The sequence below is a fragment of the Microlunatus kandeliicorticis genome (assembly GCF_014137855.1).
GTDB lineage: Bacteria > Actinomycetota > Actinomycetes > Propionibacteriales > Propionibacteriaceae > Microlunatus > Microlunatus kandeliicorticis.
Genome location: NZ_JACGWT010000001.1, coordinates 1008159 through 1030497, shown reverse-complemented (window position 1 = coordinate 1030497; position 22339 = coordinate 1008159). Strand labels below are relative to the sequence as shown.

Here is a 22339-nt window from a genome sequence, read left to right as displayed (position 1 = left end):
CCTTCCCGTCCGGGCCGCTGCTGGATTCGTCCGGGTCGGATGTCGGTGGGCGGCCCTAGCGTGGTCGCGTGCGACCGCGCTTCCCGACCGACCACGAGCCGACGATCGAAGTCCGCCCGGCGCTCGGGCGGTTCGAGGACGTCGTGACCCTGGTGGGCACCCGGACGCCGGGCGCCGGTGCCTGCTGGTGCCTGTCCTACCGCGACAGCCGCATTCCCAACGCCGAGCGACCGGACGCCGTCGCGGCGCTGTGCGACACCGAGCCCGGGCCGGGGGTGCTCGCCTACGTCGACGACGTCGCCGCCGGCTGGTGCTCGGTCGCCGCGCGCTCGCAGTACCGCCGGCTGCTCCGGTCGCGGACGATTCCGGTCCTCGAGGACGAGCCCGGGGGCGAGACCTGGGTCGCCGTCTGCTTCGTCGTCCGGGCCGGGTTCCGCCGCCACGGCCTGATGGACGTGCTGCTCGACGGCGCGGTGGACCACGCCGCCCGGCACGGCGCCGGCGCGGTCGAGGGCTATCCGGTCGACCTCCGGCCCGACGAGCGCGTCGACGTGATCTCCGGCTACGTCGGCACCACCCGGCTGTTTGCCCGGGCCGGGTTCACCCGCGCCGCCGCCACCACCGCGCACAGCGGCGGCCGCGAGCGGGTGGTGATGCGTCGGGTGCTGGACCGCTGACCAGGTGTGACACGCTGAGGTCGTGTCGGACCGGCTGACCCTCGACCCGGTCGAGCAGCGGGTGCTCGGTGCGCTGCTCGAGAAGCAGCGGACCGTCCCGGACAGCTATCCGCTCTCGCTCAACGCGCTCCGCGCCGCCTGCAACCAGGCGACCAGCCGCGAACCGGTGACCGACTACGACGAACCCACCCTGGTCGACGTCCTGGGACGGCTCCGCGACCGCGAGCTGGTGCGGTTCGTCAGGACCACCGGGCTGCGGGTGGTCAAGTACCACCAGCGGCTCGAGGAGCGTCTCGTTCTCGACCCGGCGGGGGCCGCGCTGGTCGCGGTGCTGCTGCTCCGCGGGCCGCAGTCGGCGGGCGAGCTGAAGACCCGCACCGAGCGGCTGCACGGCTTCGCCGACCGCGAGGCCGTCGAGCGGACGCTGGCCGAGCTGGCCGCCCTCGACCCGCCGCTGGTCGAGCAACGCGAGCGTCGCGCCGGCCAGCACGACCCGCGCTGGGCGCACCTGCTCGGCGCCGGGACGCTCGCCGCACCGACGGTGGCGACCGCACCCACGGTCGACCGCGAGGCGGTGCTGGCCGACGGCGCCCCGGCGCGTGACCGCCGCGTGGCGGCCGGCTACGACCGGCTGGCCGGGGCCTACACCGAGGCGCTGAGCGACGACCTCGCCGACAAGCCGTTCGACCGCTGGGTGCTCGACCGGCTGGCCGCCGACACCGAGGCCGGGGCGCCCGGGCTCGACCTCGGCTGCGGGCCGGGGCAGGTCGCCGGGCGGCTGGCCGGGCACGGGCTGCGGATGACCGGGCTCGACCTGTCCGCCGGGATGCTGGACCGGGCCCGCGGGCTGCACCCGGACGTCGACTTCGTCCAGGGCGGGTTCGCGGTCCCGCCGATGCCCCGGGGCGGGGACCCGCGTCGTCCCGGCTGGGCGGTGGTGACCGCCTGGTACGCGCTGGTCCACCTGGCCGGCTCCGAGCTCGAGCGGACGGTCGCGGCCTGGGCTCGGGTGGTGCAACCCCGCGGCCGGCTCGCGCTGGCCACCCACGTCGGTTCGTCGGTCGAGCACCCCGGCACGCTGTTCGGCGTCGACTCCGACCTCGACTTCGTCCTGCACGATCCCGCGGCGGTGCTGGCCGCGGTGACCGCCGCCGGCCTCACCGACGTCGAGTGGTACCGCCGCGGCCCGCTCCCCCACGAGGCCCCGACCGAACGTCTCTACGTCCTCGCTCGCCGTCCGTCCTGACCGTCGCGTCCACACCCCGGGTGACCCGACCGACCAGTCCCACTCGCCGTGCCCTGAGCCTGTCGAGACCACGGTGCCCTGAGCCCGTCGAAGGGCGCGGGACCCGAGCCGGTCGAAGGGCGCCCGGGGTCAGCCGAGCTCGGCGACCGTGCCCGTCCGCAACGCGTCGAGGGCGGCGACCACCCGGCGGTGGTTCACGGCGTCGAGCAGACCGGTCGCCTCGTCCACGTCGACGAACCGGAACGACCGCAGCTCGTCGCCGGGCAGCCGGAACCGCGCGATGGTCGCCCCGTCCCAGACGCCGCCGTCGTAGGCGAGGATCAGCGCGCCGTGCGGGTCGACCGGCGGGTCCGGCGCCACCGGGTCGAGCACCAGCAGCCGGCCGACCGGCAGCGCGACCCCGAGCTCCTCGACGATCTCGCGCGCACAGGCCTCCCGCGGGGACTCGCCGGTCTCGACCGTCCCGCCGGGCAGGATCCAGCGCGGCTTGTAGGTCGGCTCGACCAGGCAGAACCGGCCCTGCTCGTCGCGGACCAGCGCACCGGCGGCCAGCCGCCGTCGCGGCAGGGTGGCCAGGAACTCCTGTCGGCCGAGCAGCCGCTCGCCAGCCGGGCCGGCGGCGCCGTGCGCGCAACTACCCACCGGCGCCCGGGCTCGGCTCGTACCGGGTCGGCCGGGAGGCGTCCACCGTCTCGAGCCAGGCGGCGATCGCGGCCCAGTCGCCCGGCGGGCGCACCTGGCCGAGGAACCGCCGGAGGTCGGCGGGCCGGGGCGCGCTGCTCGCCCCGCCCAGCGACTGGACCGAGTACGACGCGGCCAGGCAGCCCAGCGACAGCCGCTGCTCCATCGGCCAGCCGAGGTCGTGGCTGGCCATCAGGGCGGCCACGAAGGTGTCGCCGGCACCGGTGGGGTCGGTGGCCCGGACCGGCACCGTCGGCACCCGGGTCAGCTCACCGGTCTCGCGCTCGTAGGCGATCGCCCCGTCGGCGCCGCAGGTGACCACCACCAGCCCGACGCGCTCGCCGAGCACCCGCGCGGCCTCCTCCGGACGGTCGGTGCGGGTGTAGCGCATCGCCTCGACGTCGTTGGGGACGAAGACGTCGACCTCGGCCAGCCGGTCGAGCACGGTCGGTGACCACTCGCCGGTGTCGTCCCAGCCGACGCCGCCGTAGAACACCGTGCCGCGGCTGCGCAGCGCCGCCGACCAGTGCGGCAGCGCGTGCGCCACCTCGACCTGCGCGAGCCGGACCAGCGGCAGCGAGGCCGGCCAGCAGAGATCGGCCTGTTCCTCGGCGTAGGTCACGAACCGGCGGTCGGCGTCGTTGGTCAGGCTGACCGTGACCGGGCTCTGGAACCCCGCCCGCTGGGCGATCCAGGAGATGTCGAGGTTGACCTCCTGGGCCAGCACCTCGCGCAGCGTGTTGCCCAGCGGGTCGTTGCCGAGCTCGGCGAGCAGCGCCGTGTGCAGCCCCAGCCGGGCCGCGGCGACCGCCCGGTTGGCCGCCCCACCAGGGGAGATGGTGAAGGCCCGGGCGAAGACCTCGGTGCCGGCCTCGGGGTTCGGCACCTGGGCGAAGACCAGGTCGAGGAACACCGTGCCGGCGAACAGCGCGTCCAGCCGGGGCCCGCTCGCCGCGTCGGTCTCGCTGCTCATCGGGTCCTCCGCTCCGGTCGGTTGGTGCGCCCAGTCTGCACCCGGTCGGGACCCGCGTCCGGAGCCCGTTCCAGCGTGGATAGTGTCCCTAACTGTGAGTACGACGACGTCCGAACCGCAGGTCAGCCTGGTCCCGGCCCGGCTGGACCGACTGCCCTGGTCACGCTTCCACTGGTCGGTGGTCGTCGGCCTCGGGGTGAGCTGGATCCTCGACGGCCTGGAGATCCAGATCGTCTCGGCCAACGGCTTCGCCAAGAGCCTCGGGATGAACGCCACCGAGATCGGCCTGACCGGCACGATCTACCTGCTCGGCCAGGTCGCCGGTGCGCTGGTCTTCGGCCGGATGACCGACCGACTCGGACGCAAACGGCTGTTCATCCTCACCCTGGCCATCTACCTGATCGGCAGCGCGGCGGCCGGCCTCGCGCCGAACATGATCATCTTCTGGATCTTCCGGTTCATCGCCGGTGCCGGCATCGGCGGCGAGTACACCGCGATCAACTCCGCGATCGACGAGCTGATCCCCAGCAAGTACCGCGGCCGGGTGGACATCGCGGTCAACGGCACCTACTGGGCCGGCGCCGCGCTCGGCGCCTTCGGCAACCTGTTCTTCCTCAACACCGACCTGTTCAGCGAGAACATCGGCTGGCGGATCGCGTTCTTCATCGGCCCGGTGCTCGGTCTGTCGATCATCTACCTGCGCCGGCACATCCCGGAGTCCCCGCGCTGGCTGATGACCCACGGCCGGCACCAGGAGGCCGAGAACAACGTCGAGGAGATCGAGCGGCGGGTCCGTGAGTCGGGCCACCAGCTGCCCGAGGTCGACCAGAGCAAGGCGATGTCGGTCAAGCCGACCGAGTCGATCCCGTTCCGCACGCTGGCCGGGATCTTCCTCCGCCGCTACCCCAAGCGGACGATCATGGGCCTGACGATGATGATCACCCAGTCGTTCCTCTACAACGCGATCTTCTTCTCCTACGCGACCGTGCTGGGCACCTACTACGGCGTGGACAGCTCGCACACGTCGTACTACTTCTTCCCGTTCGCCATCGGCAACCTGCTCGGCCCGCTGGTGCTCGGTCACCTGTTCGACACCGTCGGCCGCCGGAAGATGATCTTGCTGACCTACGGCGTCGCCGGGGCCGTGCTGGCCGTCTCGGCCGCGCTGTTCGCCGCCGACGCCCTGAGCGCCGTGACCCAGACCGTGCTGTGGTGCATCTGCTTCTTCTTCGCCTCGGCGGGTGCGTCGTCGGCCTACCTGACGGTGAGCGAGATCTTCCCGCTCGAGCTCCGCGGCCAGGCGATCAGCTACTTCTTCATCGTCGCCCAGGGCTTCGGGGCCCTCGGCCCGGTCACCTACGGCGCGCTGGTCGAGGGCGGCCGCGGGCCGCTGTCGATCGGGTACGTCGGCGCCTCGGTGATCATGATCATCGGCGGCGTGGTCGCCTTCGCCTGCGGCGTGAACGCCGAGGGCAAGGCCCTGGAGGACATCGCCGACCCGCTCTCGCGGGCCGACCAGCCGACCGGAGGGAAGGCCGCATGACCGAACCGACCAGCACCACCCCGGACCCGGCGACCGCGCTGGAGGACGCCGGTCCCGGAGCCGAACCCCGACCGGTGATCGTGGTCGGGGTGAGCCAGACCAGCCACTCGCCCACCGCGGTCCGGTGGGCGGCGGCCGAGGCCGAACGCACCGGCGCCGAGCTGCTGGCCGTCCGGGCCTGGCGACCGAGCCACCCGCCGGCCGCGGCGAGCGGACGTCCTCCCGTGGTGAGCCGCGACACCGAGGCCGAGCGCAGCTATGCCGTGGCCCGCCTCGAGGCCGACGTCGAGGACGTCCTCGGTCCCGATCACGGGGCCCGCTGCGAGCTGCACGACGGGACCGCGCTGTCCGTGCTGCAGTGGCTGTCCGAGAGCGCCCTGCTGCTGGTGCTCGACGCACCGCGCCGGACCGATCTCAAGACCACCCCGATGCTGGCGCACCGGCTGGTCTACGCCGCCGCCTGCCCGGTGGTGATCATGCCGCCGCGGATCTCCGGCCAGCCCGAGTCCGCGCTCAGCCGGGTCGGCCGCCGGGCCGGTGAGGAGATCGGCCGGACGCTCGCCGCGGCCGGGCGGCCCGGGGTCCGACCGCCGAACATGCCGGGTCCGGGTCCGTCGCCTGACTGACGCCGGGCGGGTCGGCGGCTACCCTCTGGTGCCGTGCTGTACGCCGCCTACGGGAGCAACCTCGACCCCGAGCAGATGGCGCACCGCTGTCCGCACTCCCCGCTCCGCGGCACCGGCTGGCTGACCGGCTGGCGCCTCACCTTCGGCGGGGACGGCTGGGACGGGCCGCTGCCCACCGTGGTCGAGGACACCACCGACCCCGACGCGCAGGTCTTCGTCGGCCTCTACGACGTCAGCGAGGCTGACACCGCCACGCTCGACCAGTGGGAGAGCGCCGACACCGGGCTCTACCGCAAGCTCACGGTGCGGGTGGCCACCCTCGACGGGGACGTGACCGCCTGGGTCTACGCACTGGACGACTTCGAGGGCGGCGTGCCGAGCGCCCGCACCCTGGGCATCCTCTCCGACGCGGCCGAGGTCGCCGGAGCCCCCGCCGACTACGTCCAGGCCCTCCGCAGCCGGGAGTGCACCAGCGGCTGGTGACCGCCGCGGCCACCGCTCCGCCGTCCGCACCCCAGCCCCCCCCGTCACCCGCACCCACGGGCGGGACGGCCCAGAGGTGGGCGTTCCCTACACTTCGGGGCGTGACCGACACCGACGATCCCGCCCGGCTCGCGGCCGAGGCGGCCCAGGCTGTCCGTGACCGGTTCGGGGTCGAGGGTGCCGACGTCGCCTTCGTGCTCGGCTCGGGCTGGTCGGCGGCCGCCGACCGGCTCGGCGAGACGGTCGGGAGCGTCCCGCTCGAGACGCTGCCCGGGTTCGCGGCACCGGTGGTGGCCGGTCACGGCGGAGAGCTGCGGCTGGTCCGGACCACCGCGGGCCGGACCGCGCTCGTGTTCACCGGGCGCACCCACTTCTACGAGGGCCGCGGTGTCGAGCCGGTGGTGCACGGCGTGCGGACCGCGGCGGCCGCGGGCGTCCGCACCCTGGTGCTGACCAACGGGTGCGGCGGGCTCCGCACCGAGTGGGGTCCCGGCACGGTCGTGCTGATCAGCGACCACATCAACCTGACCGCGGCCACCCCGCTCCGCGGCCCGACGTTCATCGACCTGACCGAGGCCTACAGCCGCCGGCTCCGCGCGCTGGCCCGCGAGGTCGACCCGGCGCTGCCCGAGGGGGTCTACGTCCAGTTCCGCGGCCCGTCGTACGAGACCCCGGCCGAGGTGCGGATGGCCGGAGCGATCGGCGGCGACCTCGTCGGCATGTCCACCAGCCTGGAGACCGTCGCCGCCCGCGAGGCCGGGCTCGAGGTGCTGGGGCTGTCGCTGGTCACCAACCTGGCCGCCGGGATCTCGCCCGAGCCGCTCGACCACGCCGAGGTGATCGCCGCCGGCCGGGCCGCCGCGCCGCGGCTGCAGACCCTGCTGGCCGGGCTCGCCGAACGACTGTGACCGTCCCCGGCGGCCACGACCCGGTCAGCGCGGCCGTCCCCGACCCGCGGCACGTGTTCGGCGCCGAGCTCGGCGCGCGGGTGGCGGGCTGGCGCGCGGACGACCCCGACCCGGTCACCCAGCTGGCCCTCGACGGGCTGGTGACCCGGGCCGCGGACGGCGACGCCGGTGCCCGCGCCGAGCTCGAGGACGCCTTCTCCGGTCGGCTCGCCTTCGGCACCGCCGGGCTGCGGGGCGCCCTGGGCCCGGGGCCGAACCGGATGAACCGGGTGGTGGTCGGCCAGGCCGCGGCCGGACTGGCCGCCTGGCTCACCGACCGGCTGACCGACACCGCCGCCGCCGACGCCGGCGGACCCGCGCGGGTCGTCGTCGGCCACGACGCCCGGTACAACTCGGCGGTCTTCGCCCGCGACACCGCCGAGATCCTGGCCGGCGCCGGTCTGCACCCGCTGCTGGTCGACCACCCGACCCCCACCCCGGTGATCGCCTACGGGATCCGCGCCCTCGGCTGCGTGGCCGGCGTGGTGGTCACCGCTTCGCACAACCCGGCCCAGGACAACGGCTACAAGGTCTACCTCGGCGACGGGTCGCAGATCGTCCCGCCGGTCGACGCGGAGATCGCCGCCCGGATCGAGGTGGTCGCGGGCCGCCCGCTCGCCGACGTCCCGCGCGGCGACGCGACCACCACCGTCGGTCCCGAGCTGCTCGACGGCTACGTGACCCGGCTGGCCTCGCTGGTCCCCGCCGACGCACCGCGCGAGCTCGACTGGGTCTACACCCCGCTGCACGGCGTGGGCGCCCGGGTGGTCGCCGCCGCCCTGGCCGCCACCGGGTTCCGCGAGCCGACGGTGGTGACCGCGCAGGAGCAGCCCGATCCCGCCTTCCCGACCGTGGCCTTCCCCAACCCCGAGGAGCCGGGCGCGCTCGACCTGGCGCTGGCCGCCGCGGCCGAGAACGGGGCCGAGCTGGTGGTGGCCAACGACCCGGATGCCGACAGGTGCGCGGTCGCGGCACCGTTCGGGCCCGACCGGACCGGCTGGCGGGTGCTCAGCGGCGACGAGCTCGGCGCGCTGCTCGCCGACGACGCCCTCCGCCGCGGGGTCACCGGGACCTACGCCTGCTCGATCGTCTCGAGCTCGCTGCTGGCACGGATGGCCGCGGCCCACGGGCAGCCGTTCGTCCGGACGCTCACCGGGTTCAAGTGGATCGGCCGGGTCCCCGGGCTGGCCTTCGGCTACGAGGAGGCGATCGGCTACTGCTGTGACCCGTCCGCCGTGGCCGACAAGGACGGGATCAGCGCACTGGCCCGGGTGCTGACGCTCGCCGCCGGGCTGCGGGCCGAGGGTCGCACTCTGGCCGACCGGCTGGCCGAGATCGACGACCGGTACGGCGTGGTCCGCACCACCCAGCTGTCGCTCCGCACCGACGACCCGGCCGCCCTGCGCACCCTGATGGCACGGCTGCGCACCGACCCCCCGACCGTGCTCGGCGGGTCGCCGGTCCGGTGCGTCGACCTGGCCGGTGACAGTGCCGCGCAGGGCGGTCCGGAGCTGCCGCCGACCGACGGGCTGCTGTTCACCGGCGGCGGGATCACCGTGGTCGTCCGGCCGTCGGGGACCGAGCCCAAGCTCAAGAGCTACCTGGAGGTCGCGGCGGACCCGGCCGAGGGGGCGGGAGCCGCGGAATCGGTGGCGACGCGGCTGGAGCTGCTCCGCGGCGAGGTCGCGACCCTGCTCGGTCTCGGCTGACCTCTTCGCCCAGTGCGGGGCCCAGTGGCGGCCTCAGCCGTCACCCTTGGGCGAAGCCGGGCCGTCGCCGGGCTTCCCCGGGCCCTTGCCGGGACCGCGGTCGCCGCCCTTGTCGTCCCCCGAGCCCTTCCCGCTCGAGCCGGGTCCGGACGTGCTGCCCGCGGTGGTCGAGCTGAGCACCTGGCTGCTGTCGATCTCCAGCGTGCCGTCGACGGGGACCAGCCCGAACCGGGTGCGGTCGGTGACCACCCGGCCGTCGTCGTAGGTGTAGACGATCGTGGCGATCGCCTGGTCGGGCGGGTCGCCGCTGACGTCCTGCACCGACACCGCGCGCACCTGACCCCAGAACCGGTCGTACGCCGACCGGCCGCCGGCGGTGCTCTGCTGGTAGCGGGTGGTCAGACGCTGCCACCCGGCGTCGGTGTCGCCGGGCATCACTGCGTAGTAGCTGCTGATCGCCGCGGCCAGCTGCCCGGCCGAGGCCGAGGGGCTGGACGAGGCCGACGTCGCCGACGCGGAGGGCGAGCTCGTCGGGCTGGCGGACGTCGACGGCGTGCTCGACGCCGACGGGCGGGCCGACCCGGTCGAGCCCGAGCCGGTCGTCCGGCCGGACGACGGTGCCGTGGTGCCTCCGGTCGGGCCGGCGGCCGAGCCGGTGTCGCGGAGCAGGTACCAGCCGAGTGCACCGGCGAGCACCACGACCGCGAGCAGGGCGACCAGCGGCGCGATCCAGCCGGCCCGGCGCCGGGACCGCTCGGCCGGGGGCGTCCGGCCGGGAGGGGCCTCCGAGACCGACCGGGCGACCACGGGTGCGGTCCGACGCCGCGCGTCGTCGTCCGGGTCGGCTCGGCCAGGGTCGGTGGGCGTGGCCAGCAGCCGGGTCCCGTCCGGGCTGACCGGGACCGTCGCGGCGGGTGACGGCGTCGGGGCGAGTGGCGCGACCCGGGCGGTCGGCCGCGCGGGGGTGACCTGGTCGTCCCCCTGCTCGCTCCGGTCGAGCACGGTCGGTGCGGTGAGCGCCACCGTCGCGTCCGGGTCGGCGGCCGGCAGCACACCGGTGTCCACCAGCCCGCGGAGCCGACGCGTCACCTCGGCCATCGCCGGCCGGTCCTGCGGGGACGGCGCGAGCATCGACTCGATCAGCGGGCCGAGTGCGGCCGCCCGCTGCACCGGGCGCGGCTGCTCGGAGGCGATCCGGTGCAGCAGGGCCATCGCGTTCGGATCGGTGCCGAACGGCGGCGCGCCCTCGACCGCGGTGTAGAGGGTGGCCCCGAGCGAGTAGACGTCGGAGGCGAACCCGGACTCGGCGCCGCGGGCCACCTCGGGGGCGAGGAACGCGGGCGTGCCGTGCACCAGCCCGGTGCTGGTCAGGGTGGCGTCGCCGAGCGCGTGCGAGATGCCGAAGTCGCTGAGCACCGCCGAGCCGTCCTCGGTGATCAGGATGTTGCCCGGCTTGACGTCGCGGTGCACGATCCCGACCGCGTGCGCGGCGGCCAGCGCGGACGAGGTCTGCTGGCCGATCACCGCGACCCGAGCCGGGTCGAGCGCGCCGTCCCGGCGGAGCAGCTCGGACAGCGGGGTCGACGGCAGGTACTGCATCACCAGGCACGGGCGGCCCTCGTGCTCGACCACGTCGAAGACCGGCACCGCGTTGGGGTGGTGCAGCCGGGCGGTGATCCGCGCCTCCCGCATCGCCCGCTGCTCGGCCAGACCGGCCTCGGCGGGCGGCACCCCGACCTGGGCGTGCAGCTGCTTGAGCGCGACCGGCCGGGCCAGCCGCTCGTCGCGGGCCTCCCAGACCGCGCCCATGCCACCGCTGCCGACCAGCCGGACGAGCCGGTAGCGGTCGGCGATCAGGTCACCCGGCGCGCTCATCCGCCTCCTCCGTCCGCCTGCTCGTGCCCATCGCCCGGGTCTTGTCCCCAGTCGTCAGGCGGGTCGTGTCCCGGTCGTGTCCGACGGCCGAGCCTAGGACCTGCCGGGGTGACCGCGACCGTCCGCACCCGGTCCGACTGCGCGCATCCGGCCGCGCCGAGGACCCGACCACCGCCCGCCGACGTGTCGTTTGGTGGATCCTTCTGCCGTTCCCTAGAGTCGCCGCAAGTCTTACGCTTGACACGCGTTCTCACTGGAGATCGTCCCGCCCATCCCGCGGGGCGCAACCGAACGGAGTCCCACGATGGCCGAACATGCCACCGTCGCCCCCGCCGAGGTCCACGAGGTCCTCGGGCGCCACGTCCTCACCGACGGCTTCAAGCTGGTCATCGACCTGACCGCCAGCCGCGGCAGCCGGGTGGTCGACGCCCGCACCGGGCAGCGCTACCTCGACCTCTACACCTTCTTCGCCTCGGCCCCGCTGGGGCTCAACCCGACCGGCGTGGTCGACGACCCGGCGTTCATGGAGCGGCTCGGTCAGGTGGCGGCCAACAAGCCGGCCAACTCCGACGTCTACAGCACCGCCTACGCCGAGTTCGTCGAGACCTTCGCCCGGGTCGTCGGCGACCCGGCGCTGCCGCACCTCTTCTTCGTCGAGGGCGGCGCGCTGGCCGTGGAGAACGCCCTCAAGGTGGCCTTCGACTGGAAGAGCCGACAGAACGAGGCCGCCGGCCGCGACCCACGGCTCGGCACCCGGATCCTGCACCTGACCCGCGCCTTCCACGGCCGCAGCGGCTACACGATGTCGCTGACCAACACCGAGCCGGTCAAGACCGAGCGCTTCCCGGCCTTCGACTGGCCCCGGATCGACGTCCCCGCGATCACCTTCCCGCTGGCCGACCACCGGGCCGAGGTCGAGGCTGCCGAGGCGCGCGCGCTCGACCAGGCGCGCGCCGCGTTCGCCGCGCACCCGCACGACATCGCCGCCTTCGTCTGCGAGCCGATCCAGGGCGAGGGCGGCGACAACCACCTGCGGCCGGAGTTCCTGCAGGCCATGCAGCGGCTGGTCCACGACCACGACGCGCTGATGATCATGGACGAGGTGCAGACCGGGCTCGGCACCACCGGCACCGCCTGGGCCTACCAGCAGCTCGGGGTCTCCCCTGACGTGGTGGCGTTCTCCAAGAAGGCGCAGGTCGGCGGCATCATGGCCGGCGGTCGCGTCGACGAGGTCCCCGACAACGTGTTCGCGGTCTCCGGCCGGATCAACTCCACCTGGGGCGGCGGCCTGGTCGACATGGTCCGCAGCACCCGGCTGCTGGAGATCATCGAGGCCGAGGGGTTGATCGAGCAGGCCGGGCCGAAGGGCAACCGGATGGTGGCTCGGCTGTGGCAGCTCGCCACCGAGACCGGCGTGCTGTCCAACGTCCGTGGCCGCGGGCTGATGATCGCCGCCGACCTGCCCGACCGCGGCACCCGCGACACCCTGCTCACCGACCTGCGCGAGACCGAGCACGTGCTGGCGCTGGCCAGCGGCGAGCGGGCCGTCCGGTTCCGCCCGGCGCTGAGCGTCACCGAGGCCGAGCTCGACGAGGCCGTCGACGCGCTGCGCCGCTCGCTCGCCCGTATCGTCTGACCCGATCGTTCGAGACCACCGACGCCGGCCCCGCGAGCCGGCGGGCGCCGCGGCGCGGTGGTCGTGAGGAGACACCCACCATGATCATCACCAGCACCAACCCGGCACACCTCGACCAGGTCGTCGGCGAGGTCGAGCTCGGCGACGCCGACACCTTCGTCGCCGCCGCCCAGTCGGCCCACGACGCGCAGCCCGGCTGGGCCCGGATCCCGGCCCCGGTGCGCGGCCGCGCCATCGCCCAGATCGGCCGGGTGGTGGAGGCCAACGCCGAGGCGCTGGCCCGGCTGGTCACCGCCGAGATCGGCAAGCCCTACGCCGAGGCGCTCGGCGAGGTCCGCGAGATCGTCGACACCTGCGACTTCTTCCTCGGCGAGGGGCGGCGGCTCTACGGCCAGACCGTCCCGAGCGAGATGCCCGACAAGCAGCTGTTCACCTTCCGCAAGCCGGTCGGCACCGTCGCGGTGATCACCGCCGGCAACTTCCCGGTCGCGGTGCCGAGCTGGTACATCGTCCCGGCGCTGCTGGCCGGCAACACCATCGTCTGGAAGCCGGCCGACTACTCCCCGGTGGTCTCGGAGGCGTTCCGCGACCTGTTCGTCCGCGGCGGCGGGCTGCCCGACGGGGTCTTCACCCTGGTCCAGGCCGACGGCGCGGCCACCTTCGAGGGGCTCAGCCGCTCCCTCGACCAGGGGCTGGTCGACAAGGTCGGCTTCACCGGCAGCTCGGCCGTCGGCGCCGAGATCGGGGCGCTGGCCGGCCGGCACCTGCAGACCGCCTGCCTCGAGCTCGGCGGCAAGAACCCGCTGGTCGTCACGCCGAGCGCCGACCTCGACCTGGCCGTCGAGGGTGCGCTGTTCAGCGGGTTCGGCACCGCCGGGCAGCGCTGCACCTCGCTGGGCACGGTGATCGTCCACGAGTCGGTGCACGACGACTTCCTGGCCCGGTTCACCGCGGCGGTCGCCGCCGCCCGGGTCGGCGACCCGACCGAGGACGTGCTGATGGGCCCGATGCTCGACGCCAAGTTCGCCGAGCGCTACGAGGAGTACCTCGGCTGGGTCGCACCGCACCACAAGGTGCACGGCGCCACCGGCCGGATCGGCGCCGACAACCCGCGCGACGGTTTCGTCGGTGACCCCGGGGCCGGGCTCTACTACCACCCGGTCGTGGTCGACGGCACCCGCCCGGGCGACCGGCTGTTCGACGAGGAGACCTTCGGGCCGATCGTCGGGGTGGCCACCTACCGCGACCTCGACGAGGCGATCGCGATGGCCAACCACCCCGGGTACGGGCTGAGCTCGGCGATCTACACCTCCGACGCGCTCGAGGCGTTCCGCTTCCGCGACGGGATCAGCGCCGGGATGGTCAGCGTCAACAACTCGACCTCCGGCGCCGAGGCGCACCTGCCGTTCGGCGGGAACGGCAAGTCGGGCAACGGGTCGCGGCAGTCGGGCATCTGGGTGCTCGACCAGTTCACCCGCTGGCAGTCGGTCAACTGGGACTACTCCGGCCGGCTGCAGAAGGCGCAGATGGACGTCGGCGAGCTGACCGGCGACGCCGGCTTCCGGCTCGGGTCCTGAGCCCTCGGCGGGTCCGGACACGATGAACGTCCCGAGCGGGAGCGGCCCGGCTCCCGGTGCCGCGCTCGACCGGCACCTCCGGTCGGCGCTCGCAGCGGCGCGACCCGGTACGGCCGACACCGACCCGACCCAGCCGGCGCCGGTGCCGGTGCCGGTGCCGGTGCTCGAGGCGGCATTCGCGGCGGCGGCGAGCAGCCGGCACCTCGACGTCGTGGCCCGCGAGCTGCAGGCCCGCGGGGAGGGCTTCTACACGATCGGGTCCTCCGGTCACGAGAGCAACGCGCTGGTGGCGCTGGCCCTCCGGCCGACCGACCCGGCGCTGCTGCACTACCGGTCAGGCGGCTTCTACGCCGCCCGGGCCGGGCAGGTGCCCGGCAGCACGCCGGTGCACGACGTCCTGCGCGGGCTGACCGGCAAGGCGACCGAGCCGATCGCCGGCGGCCGGCACAAGGTGTTCGGCCACGCCGCGCTGAGGGTGGTCCCGCAGACCTCGACCATCGCCTCGCACCTGCCGCGGGCCGTCGGACTCGCGCTGTCGCTGCGCCGGGCCACCCGGCTCGGTCTGGAGACCCCCTACCCCGACGACGCCGTGGTGGTGTGCAGCTTCGGCGACGCCTCGGCCAACCACTCGACCGCGGCCGGTGCGGTGAACACCGCGCTGAACGCGGCCTACCGGCGGCTCCCGGTCCCGCTGCTGCTGGTCTGCGAGGACAACGGCTGGGGCATCTCGGTGCCCACGCCGGCCGGCTGGATCGCCCAGGCGTACGGCTCGCGTCCGGGGCTGACCTACCTGACCGCCGACGGCGCCGACCCGTCCGCGGTCTGGGCCGCGGCCACCGCCGCCGTCGCGACGGCGCGCGCCGGCCAGCCGGTCTTCCTGCACCTGCGGACGGTCCGGTTCGGCGCGCACGCCGGCAGCGACGCCGAGATCGCCTACCGCACGCCGCGGTCGGTCGAGGCCGACCACGCCCGCGACCCGCTGCTCGGACTCGGCCGCGCCCTGGTCGGCCAGGGCCTCTCCGCCGACGCGGTGCTGGCCCGCTACGACGCCGCCCGCGCCGCGGTGGACGCCGCCGCGGCCGAGATCGCCCCCGAATCGGGGCTGGCCTCGACGTCGGAGGTGATCGCCCCGCTCGCTCCACGGCGTCCGGCCGTGGTGGCGGCGCGGGCGCGCGAGCTCGGCGGCGGATCCCAGTCCGGGCCGCCGCGCACCCTGGCCGAGTCGATCAACGCCACCCTGGCCGACGCGCTGGCCGCCGACCCGCGCACCACCGTCTTCGGCGAGGACGTCGGGGTGAAGGGCGGGGTCTACGGCGTCACCGGCGGGCTGGCCCGGCGGTTCGGGGCCGCGCGGGTGTTCGACAGCGTGCTCGACGAGCAGTCGATCCTCGGGCTGGCCCTCGGCGCCGGGCTGGCCGGGCTGCGGCCGGTCCCCGAGATCCAGTACCTGGCCTACCTGCACAACGCGATCGACCAGCTCCGCGGCGAGGCGGCCACCTTGTCGTTCTTCTCCTCGGGGCAGTACCGCAACCCGCTCGTCGTCCGGGTGGCGGGACTCGCCTACCAGAAGGGGTTCGGCGGTCACTTCCACAACGACAACGCGCTGGCCTCGCTCCGCGACGTCCCCGGCCTGGTGGTGGCCTGCCCGTCCCGCGGCGACGACGCGGCCGCGATGCTCCGCACCTGTCTGGCCGCCGCCGACGTCGACGGCAGCGTCTGCGTGTTCCTCGAGCCGATCGCGCTCTACCACCGCCGCGACCTGCACGAGCCCGGGGACGGCGGCTGGCTGGCCGCCGACGACCGCACCGACGCGCCGGTCGGGGTGGGCCGGGTGCACCGGGCGCACGGCAGCGCGGCCGAGGAGCAGCTGACCATGATCACCTTCGGCAACGGGGTGCCGATGAGCCTGCGGGTCGCCCGGCGGCTGGCCGAGGCCGGCGTCGGGTCGCGGGTGCTCGACCTGCGCTGGTTGTCGCCGCTGCCGGTGGCCCAGATCGTCGAGCAGGCCCGGGCCACCGGACGGGTGCTGGTGGTCGACGAGACCCGGCACAGCGGCGGCGTCGGCGAGGGCGTGATCACCGCGCTGGTCGAGCACGGGTTCACCGGGCCGATCACCCGGGTCAGCAGCATCGACAGCTTCGTCCCGCTGGGACGCGCCACCGAGCACGTGCTGCTCGGCGAGGACGAGATCGAGAAGGCCGCCTCCGAGCTGGCCGGGAGAGGACGATGAGATGACCGGGACCAACCCCACGCCCCTGGAGCTGCTCAAGATCGACCACCTGCTCACCGACGACGAGCGCGACATCGCCGGCGCCGTGCGCGAGTTCGTCGACCAGCGGGTGCGGCCCTACGTCACCGACTGGTACGAGCGCGGCGAGGTCGACCTGTCCCTGATCAAGGAGGCCGGGTCGCTCGGGCTGCTCGGCATGCACCTGCAGGGTTACGGCTGCGCCGGCACCAACGCGGTCAGCTACGGCCTGGCCTGCCTCGAGCTCGAGGCCGGCGACTCGGGCGTCCGCTCGATGGTCTCGGTGCAGGGATCGCTGGCCATGTTCGCGATCTGGAAGTTCGGCAGCGAGGAGCAGAAGCAGCGCTGGCTGCCGCGGATGGCCGAGGGCGAGACCATCGGCTGCTTCGGGCTGACCGAACCCGACTTCGGGTCGAACCCGGCGGCGATGCGCACCCGGGCCCGCCGCGACGGCACCGGGGAGGACGCCGACTGGGTGCTCGACGGCACCAAGATGTGGATCACCAACGGCTCGGTCGCCGACGTCGCGGTGGTCTGGGCGCAGACCGACGAGGTCGACCACCACCCCGACGGTTCGGTCAAGCAGGGCAGCGGGATCCGCGGCTTCCTGGTGCCGACCGACACCCCCGGCTTCAGCGCCCCCAAGATCAGGAACAAGCTGTCGCTGCGGGCCTCGATCACCTCCGAGCTGGTGCTCGAGGGGGTCCGGCTGCCCGCCGACGCGGTGCTGCCCGAGGTCCGCGGCCTGCGCGGTCCGCTGTCCTGCCTCAACGAGGCGCGTTTCGGGATCGTCTTCGGCGCCCTCGGCGCGGCCCGGGACTGCCTGCAGTCCGCGATCGACTACGCGGCCAGCCGCGAGGTCTTCGACCGGCCGCTGGGTGGTTTCCAGCTGACCCAGGCCAAGCTCGCCGACATGGCCCTCGAGCTGCAGAAGGGGTTCCTGCTCGCCCTGCACCTCGGCCGGCTCAAGGACGACCACGCCCTCGACCCGCGACAGGTCAGCCTGGGCAAGCTCAACAACGTCCGCGAGGCGCTGCAGATCGCCCGCACCTGCCGGACGATCCTCGGCGCCAACGGCATCACCGGCGAGTACCCGGTGCTCCGGCACGCCAACAACCTCGAGTCGGTGCTCACCTACGAGGGCACCTCCGAGGTGCACCAGCTGATCATCGGTCAGGCCCTGACCGGCCAGAACGCGTTCAGCTGAACGCCCGCCCTCAGCGGCTGCCGTCGTAGAGGTCGCCGAACATCTTCTCGGTGCCGAGCCGGTCGTCGTCGTTGGCGTAGGCGAAGGCGATCAGCACCGCGTCGGGCTTGCCGTCGGCGTTCTCGTCGAGCTGGCGGATCAGCGCGTAGTCGTGCGGCCAGGTGTCCTTCGCGGCCTGGCCGCTCAGGTGCTCCTCGAAAACCCGGGTGCCGGTCTCGACCTGCTTCGTCGACTCCCACAGGTCGGCCCGGGCCTGTCGTCGGCTGCCCAGGGCGTCGACCAGCGCCTTCTCCCGGCTGCCGGTGCACGGCGAACACGGCTCGACGAACAGCCGCATCACCGACGGCACCGGGTCCTTGCTCTGCTCGTTCACGCATTCCCAGTAGACGTGCACGGCATCACCGCGGGCCATGCAGCCCCAGCTGCCGGGCGCCCGGAAGGCGAACGGGACGCCGCCGAGGGCCATCCGGTAGACGTCGTCGGTGACGCCCCAGCGGTGCGACAGCATCGGGACGTCCGGACGCGGCCCGCTGCTCGGGTCCCGGGTCGGCACCGGACCCCGCGGGGTCGGGTTGCGCGTCGTGGTCGGTGACGGCAGCGGCAGCGGTCCCGAGGTCTCGGCGGGCCGGTGGAGCACCACGGTCACGATGACGACCGTGATCAGCACCGCGGTGGTGACCGCGGCGACCAGCAGCCTGGTCGGCCGGGCCGCGGACGGCGGCGGGTAGCTGTCGGCGGTCCGGGGGTAGACGCGCCGGAGCATCTCGGCCCGGCTCTCCGGCCGGTCGGCTCCGGCCGGACCGGAGCCGACGTAGCTCGACACGGCCGGGGCGCCGGCGGCGGCCGGGGCGGCCTGTCCGAGCAGGCCCCAGGCGACGTCGGGACGCGAGGCCGGGACCGCGGCCCACGGCCGGTCCTCGTAGAGGCTGCTGTTCTCGATGGTGCCGATCGCGGCGGCGTTCACCCGCGAGACGAACGCCGACACCGCCTCGGCCGGACTCGCCGGGGCGAGCACCACCAGGACGGTGGTGCCGGTCGGGCCGACCGCGCGGTGGACGCTGCCGCCGGCACCCTTGCTCAGCGCGCGCCTGAGTCGGTAGGGCCCGACCTGTCGTGCTGCCACGGCCGCATTCGATCACGGCCGGGGAGCGATCCGGCGGTGCGTGCGCCTCAGACCGGCGGTGCGGTGGAGGCCCGGACGATCAGCTCGGTGGCCAGCTCGACGTGGTGCACCTCGAGCGGCTCGCCGGCGGCCAGCCGCAGCGCGGTCTGCAGCGCCACCCGGCCCATCTCGAGCAGCGGCTGGCGCACGGTGGTCAGCGGCGGCGAGAGCAGCCGGGAGATCGGCGCGTCGTCGAAGCCGACCAGGCTCAGGTCCTCGGGCACCCGGAGCCCCCGCAGCCGGGCCGCCTCGATGACGCCGGCCGCGCTCTCGTCGGTGGCCGCGAAGATCGCGGTCGGCCGGTCCGGCCGGTCGAGCAGCGCACCGCCCCCGGCCACCCCGCCGGCGTGGTCGTAGGAGCCGACGCCGACGTAGCCGTCGGGCACCGGCAGCCCGGCCCCCTCCATCGCGGCGCGGTAGCCGTGCGCCCGGGCCCGGCTGAACAGGAACTCCGGCGGCCCGCCGTAGTGGGCGATCCGCCGGTGGCCGAGGTCGATCAGGTGCTGGGTGGCGGTGAGCGCGCCGGAGAAGTTGGTGGTGCCGATGCTGGGCACCTCGCGCTGCGGCAGGCTCAGCGGGTCGAGCAGCACGAACGGGACCTTCGAGCGGGCCAGCGCGGCCAGGTCGCCGTGCCGGGCGTCGTCGACGACGTCGATCACCGCGGTCCGGTCGAGCGCGACCAGCTGCCGCACCCAGACGTTGGCGGGCGGCTGCTCCACCGGGTGGTCGCGCCGGGCCCGGACGCTGACTGCGACGCTCACCCCGGCCCGGGCGGCCGCCTCGAGCACTCCGTCGAGGATGGCCAGCGCGTAGCCGGTCTGGTCGCCGTGGAAGACCAGCTCGACGGTCCGGGGGCCGGTCCCGGTCGCCGGCTCGGCCCGACGGCCGACGTAGTTGTGCTGCTCGAGCAGGCTCTGCACCCGGGCCCGGGTCTCGGGTCCGACGTCCGAGCGGCCGTTGACCACCTTGGAGACGGTGGCGATCGAGACCCCGGCCGAGGCGGCCACGGTGGCCAGGTTCGCGGTGCCGCCGCGCCGACGGCCGCGTGCCCGGTCCCCGGTCCGTCGGCCGCCGTCGGCGGCTGCCGTCTCCTCCGCCGCCACTGGTCCTCCCACGGTCACCGGCCTGGGGCTCAGACCGTCAGGCCGAGTCTACGGAGACGTCGACCGGGGTGGTCAGCACGCGATCGACGCCGACCCGTCGTGTCGGACCGGTCAGCGTCACCCGGCCACGGCACGGCAGGTCGGTCGCGGACGGCCCGACCAGCACCTCGATGGCCCCGGGTTCGACCACCCGGCGCAGGTCGGCACCGGTGAACGACGTCCGGTCGGCGTGCACCCGGAAGGTCACCCGGGCCGAGGTGCCGGGGTCCAGGTCCGCCCGGGCGTAGCCGGTCAGCTGGAGCACGGGGCGGGCCACCGAGGCGACCACGTCGTGGAGATAGAGCTGGACCACCTCGGAGCCCGCCCGGTCGCCGGTGTTGGTCACCCGCACCGAGATCTCGACCGTGCCGTCGGTGGGTATCTCGGACGCGCTCAGCCGCAGGTCGTCGTAGCCGAAGGTGGTGTAGCTGCGGCCGTGGCCGAAGCCGTAGAGCGGCGTCGGGTCGAGGTTGGTCGTCCCGCCGTGCTCACTGCCCAGCGGCGGCTGCAGATAGGTGCCGGGCTGCGCCCCGGGGCGCCGCGGGATCTGCACCGGCAGGCGTCCGGACGGTTGGACCCGGCCGGTGAGGACGCCGGCGACCGCGGCGCCGCCCTCCTCGCCGGGCATGAAGGCCTGCACCAGCCCGGCCGCGCGGGGCGCGACCGCACCGAGCGCGTACGGCCGCCCGGAGACCACCACCACGACCACCGGGGTGCCGGTGGCGAACAGCGCCTCGAGCAGCTCGGCCTGGACGCCCGGCAGCCTCAGGTCTTCGGCGTCGCAGCCCTCGCCCGAGGTGCCGTGCCCGAACAGACCGGCCAGGTCACCGACCACGGCGACGCACAGGTCGGCCGCGGACGCCGCCTCGACCGCCGCGGCGAAACCGGACCGGTCGCCGCCCGAGACCGCGCAGCCGGGGGCGTGGACGGTCTCCACCCCGTGTTCGCCGAGCTCGGCGGCCAGCGCGGCGCGCAGTGTCGGCACCTCCAGACCGAGCCCGAAGCCCGGGTGCCGGGGCAGCACGTGATTGGGGAAGGCGTAGCAGCCCATGAACGTCCGCGGGTCGTCGGCGCACGGCCCGACCACCGCCACCGTGCCCAGCCCGGGGGTCCGGTCACGGGCGAGCAGCGGCAGTGCGCTGCCCGGCTCGAGCAGCACCACCGACCGCTCGGCGAGCTCGCGGGCCAGCGCCCGGTTGCCCGGCCCGTCGAGGTCGACCGCTCCGACGCCGGCCACCGACCCCTCGGGCGTCCAGTCGGGGTCGAGCAGACCCAGCTCGACCTTCTGGGTCAGCAGCCGGGTCACCGCCCGGTCGATCAGTGCCTCGTCGAGCTCGCCGGCACGGACCCGGTCGGCGAGCACCTGGGAGTAGCCGATGGTGTCGGGCAGCTCGACGTCGATCCCGGCCTCCAGAGCGAGCACGCCGGCGTCGTCGAAGTCGCCGGCCACCCGGTGCATCGAGGCGAGGAACGGGATCGCCCAGTAGTCGGAGACCACCGTCCCGGTGAACCCCCAGGCGTCGCGGAGCAGCTCGGTGAGCAGCCAGCGGTCGGCGGCGGCCGGGACGTTGTCGACGTCGGCGTAGGAGTTCATCACCGAGCCGACGCCGGCCTCGCGGACCGCCAGCTCGAACGGCGGCAGGATCACGTCGGCCAGCTCGCGTCGGCCCATCGGCACCGGGCCGTGGTTGCGCGCGCCGCGCGAGGCGGAGTAGCCCGCGAAGTGCTTGAGGGTGGCGATCACCCCGGCGCTCTGCAACCCGCGGACGTAGGCCGCCGCCACCGTGCCGACCAGGTACGGGTCCTCGCCGATGGTCTCCTCGACCCGCCCCCAGCGGTAGTCGCGGACCACGTCGAGCACCGGCGACAGCCCCTGGTGGACACCGAGCGCGGCCATGTCCGCCCCGATCGCCGCGGCCATCCGCTCGACCAGGCCCGGGTCGAAGGCGGCCCCCCAGGCGATCGCCGCGGGATAGACCGTCGCGCCGTAGGCGGTGAACCCGGTCAGGCACTCCTCGTGCACCAGCGCGGGGATCCCGAGCCGTGACCCGGCCAGCACCACCCGCTGCTGGCGGACCAGCTCCTCGGCCCCCTGCCGCGGGGTCAGCGGGACGCTGCCGTAGACCCGGGTCAGGTGGCCGAGCCCGTGGCGGCTGGCCTCCTCGAGCGTGGGGTTGCCCGCGGCGGCGAACACGTCGGCCAGCGGGGCGACGTTGAAGCTGGTGTCCGCCCCGACGGTGTCGTTCTCGCTGGTGTCGGTCTCGCTGGTGTCGGTCGCGGCCGGTGGGTGCTGCGCGCCGTCGTCGTGGTGCTGGAGCTCGGGGCTCATCGCCCCGCCGCCGTCCGCGCTGTCGTTGCCCACCCACCGGCTGCCCAGCTGCCCGACCTTCTCCTCCAGGGTCATCGCCGCCAGCAGCGCGGTGACCCGTTCGGCCACCGGCCGGTCGACGTCGCGCCAGACCGCATTCGGATCGGTGGCGCGGCGGTCGTGGATCGGGGTCGTGGTCACGGCACCTCCAGGTTGGGCCCAGCCGCTGTCGAAAGTTTCGAGGTCGCGACCGGCGGACGACCGACGCACCATACAACGCCACAACCCCCGTGTCAGCA

The 22339-nt window shown here is 74.6% G+C and carries 17 protein-coding genes; 11 read left to right on the top strand and 6 right to left on the bottom strand.

The annotated features are described in order from the left end of the window. Positions 1-68 precede the first annotated feature (68 nt). Positions 69-677: a GNAT family N-acetyltransferase gene (locus FHX74_RS04545; RefSeq protein ID WP_220483417.1), complete on the top strand. Its 609-nt coding sequence runs from the start codon at positions 69-71 to the stop codon at positions 675-677. A 22-nt stretch (positions 678-699) separates the two neighbouring features. Continuing rightward, positions 700-1923 carry a DUF480 domain-containing protein gene (locus FHX74_RS04540; protein WP_328823612.1) on the top strand — a complete coding sequence of 408 codons (1224 nt, stop codon included), beginning with the start codon at positions 700-702 and terminating at the stop codon, positions 1921-1923. A gap of 129 nt (positions 1924-2052) precedes the next feature. On the opposite strand, the gene FHX74_RS04535 is transcribed toward FHX74_RS04540, so the two are convergent. Next, entirely contained in the window at positions 2053-2565 is a 513-nt protein-coding gene (locus FHX74_RS04535; protein WP_182558832.1) for an NUDIX domain-containing protein, read from the bottom strand. Beyond that, a complete protein-coding gene (locus tag FHX74_RS20090) occupies positions 2558-3577 on the bottom strand; it encodes a carbohydrate kinase family protein (protein WP_235970093.1) in 1020 nt (339 codons plus the stop codon). Before FHX74_RS20090 ends, FHX74_RS04535 begins: the two co-directional genes overlap by 8 nt. Positions 3578-3671: 94 nt before the next feature. Between FHX74_RS20090 and FHX74_RS04530 the strand changes: the two genes are divergently transcribed. From FHX74_RS04530 to FHX74_RS04510, 5 genes are all read left to right on the top strand, one after another. Continuing rightward, positions 3672-5120 (top strand): MFS transporter, encoded by a 1449-nt coding sequence (locus tag FHX74_RS04530; protein ID WP_328823611.1) that lies wholly within the window; start codon positions 3672-3674, stop codon positions 5118-5120. Beyond that, the gene (locus FHX74_RS04525; RefSeq protein WP_182558830.1) at positions 5117-5746 is read left to right on the top strand and encodes a universal stress protein; all 630 of its coding nucleotides are present in this window, start codon (positions 5117-5119) and stop codon (positions 5744-5746) included. Before FHX74_RS04530 ends, FHX74_RS04525 begins: the two co-directional genes overlap by 4 nt. Before the next feature lie 33 nt (positions 5747-5779). Next, positions 5780-6229, top strand: a complete 450-nt coding sequence (locus tag FHX74_RS04520; RefSeq protein WP_182558829.1) for a gamma-glutamylcyclotransferase — start codon at positions 5780-5782, stop codon at positions 6227-6229. A gap of 101 nt (positions 6230-6330) precedes the next feature. Next, the gene (locus tag FHX74_RS04515) at positions 6331-7137 is read left to right on the top strand and encodes a purine-nucleoside phosphorylase (protein ID WP_182558828.1); all 807 of its coding nucleotides are present in this window, start codon (positions 6331-6333) and stop codon (positions 7135-7137) included. Between the two features lie 53 nt (positions 7138-7190). Then, entirely contained in the window at positions 7191-8885 is a 1695-nt protein-coding gene (locus tag FHX74_RS04510; protein WP_182558985.1) for a phospho-sugar mutase, read from the top strand. 33 nt (positions 8886-8918) lie between these two features. On the opposite strand, the gene FHX74_RS19805 is transcribed toward FHX74_RS04510, so the two are convergent. Continuing rightward, positions 8919-10760, bottom strand: a complete 1842-nt coding sequence (locus tag FHX74_RS19805; RefSeq protein ID WP_220483416.1) for a serine/threonine-protein kinase — start codon at positions 10758-10760, stop codon at positions 8919-8921. Between the two features lie 304 nt (positions 10761-11064). Between FHX74_RS19805 and lat the strand changes: the two genes are divergently transcribed. From lat to FHX74_RS04485, 4 genes are all read left to right on the top strand, one after another. Further along, complete coding sequence (gene lat, locus FHX74_RS04500) at positions 11065-12396, top strand: L-lysine 6-transaminase (protein ID WP_182558827.1); 1332 nt, start codon at positions 11065-11067, stop codon at positions 12394-12396. 80 nt (positions 12397-12476) lie between these two features. After that, positions 12477-13973, top strand: coding sequence for an aldehyde dehydrogenase family protein (locus tag FHX74_RS04495; RefSeq protein WP_182558826.1), 1497 nt, complete (start codon positions 12477-12479; stop codon positions 13971-13973). A 22-nt stretch (positions 13974-13995) separates the two neighbouring features. After that, positions 13996-16203 (top strand): thiamine pyrophosphate-dependent enzyme, encoded by a 2208-nt coding sequence (locus FHX74_RS04490; RefSeq protein ID WP_182558825.1) that lies wholly within the window; start codon positions 13996-13998, stop codon positions 16201-16203. A gap of 1 nt (position 16204) precedes the next feature. Then, a complete protein-coding gene (locus tag FHX74_RS04485; protein ID WP_182558824.1) occupies positions 16205-17428 on the top strand; it encodes an acyl-CoA dehydrogenase family protein in 1224 nt (407 codons plus the stop codon). A 10-nt stretch (positions 17429-17438) separates the two neighbouring features. Here the strand turns inward: FHX74_RS04485 and FHX74_RS04480 are convergent, their stop codons facing one another. Genes FHX74_RS04480 through FHX74_RS04470 form a run of 3 tightly spaced genes read right to left on the bottom strand, consistent with a single transcriptional unit; the run spans position 17439 to position 22241 of the window. After that, positions 17439-18551, bottom strand: a complete 1113-nt coding sequence (locus FHX74_RS04480; RefSeq protein ID WP_182558823.1) for a hypothetical protein — start codon at positions 18549-18551, stop codon at positions 17439-17441. A gap of 47 nt (positions 18552-18598) precedes the next feature. Beyond that, complete coding sequence (locus FHX74_RS04475; RefSeq protein ID WP_328823609.1) at positions 18599-19705, bottom strand: LacI family DNA-binding transcriptional regulator; 1107 nt, start codon at positions 19703-19705, stop codon at positions 18599-18601. Positions 19706-19730: 25 nt separating this feature from the next. Beyond that, on the bottom strand, positions 19731-22241 hold the full coding sequence (locus tag FHX74_RS04470) for a glycoside hydrolase family 3 N-terminal domain-containing protein (protein WP_328823608.1): 2511 nt from the start codon (positions 22239-22241) through the stop codon (positions 19731-19733). Positions 22242-22339 lie beyond the last annotated feature (98 nt).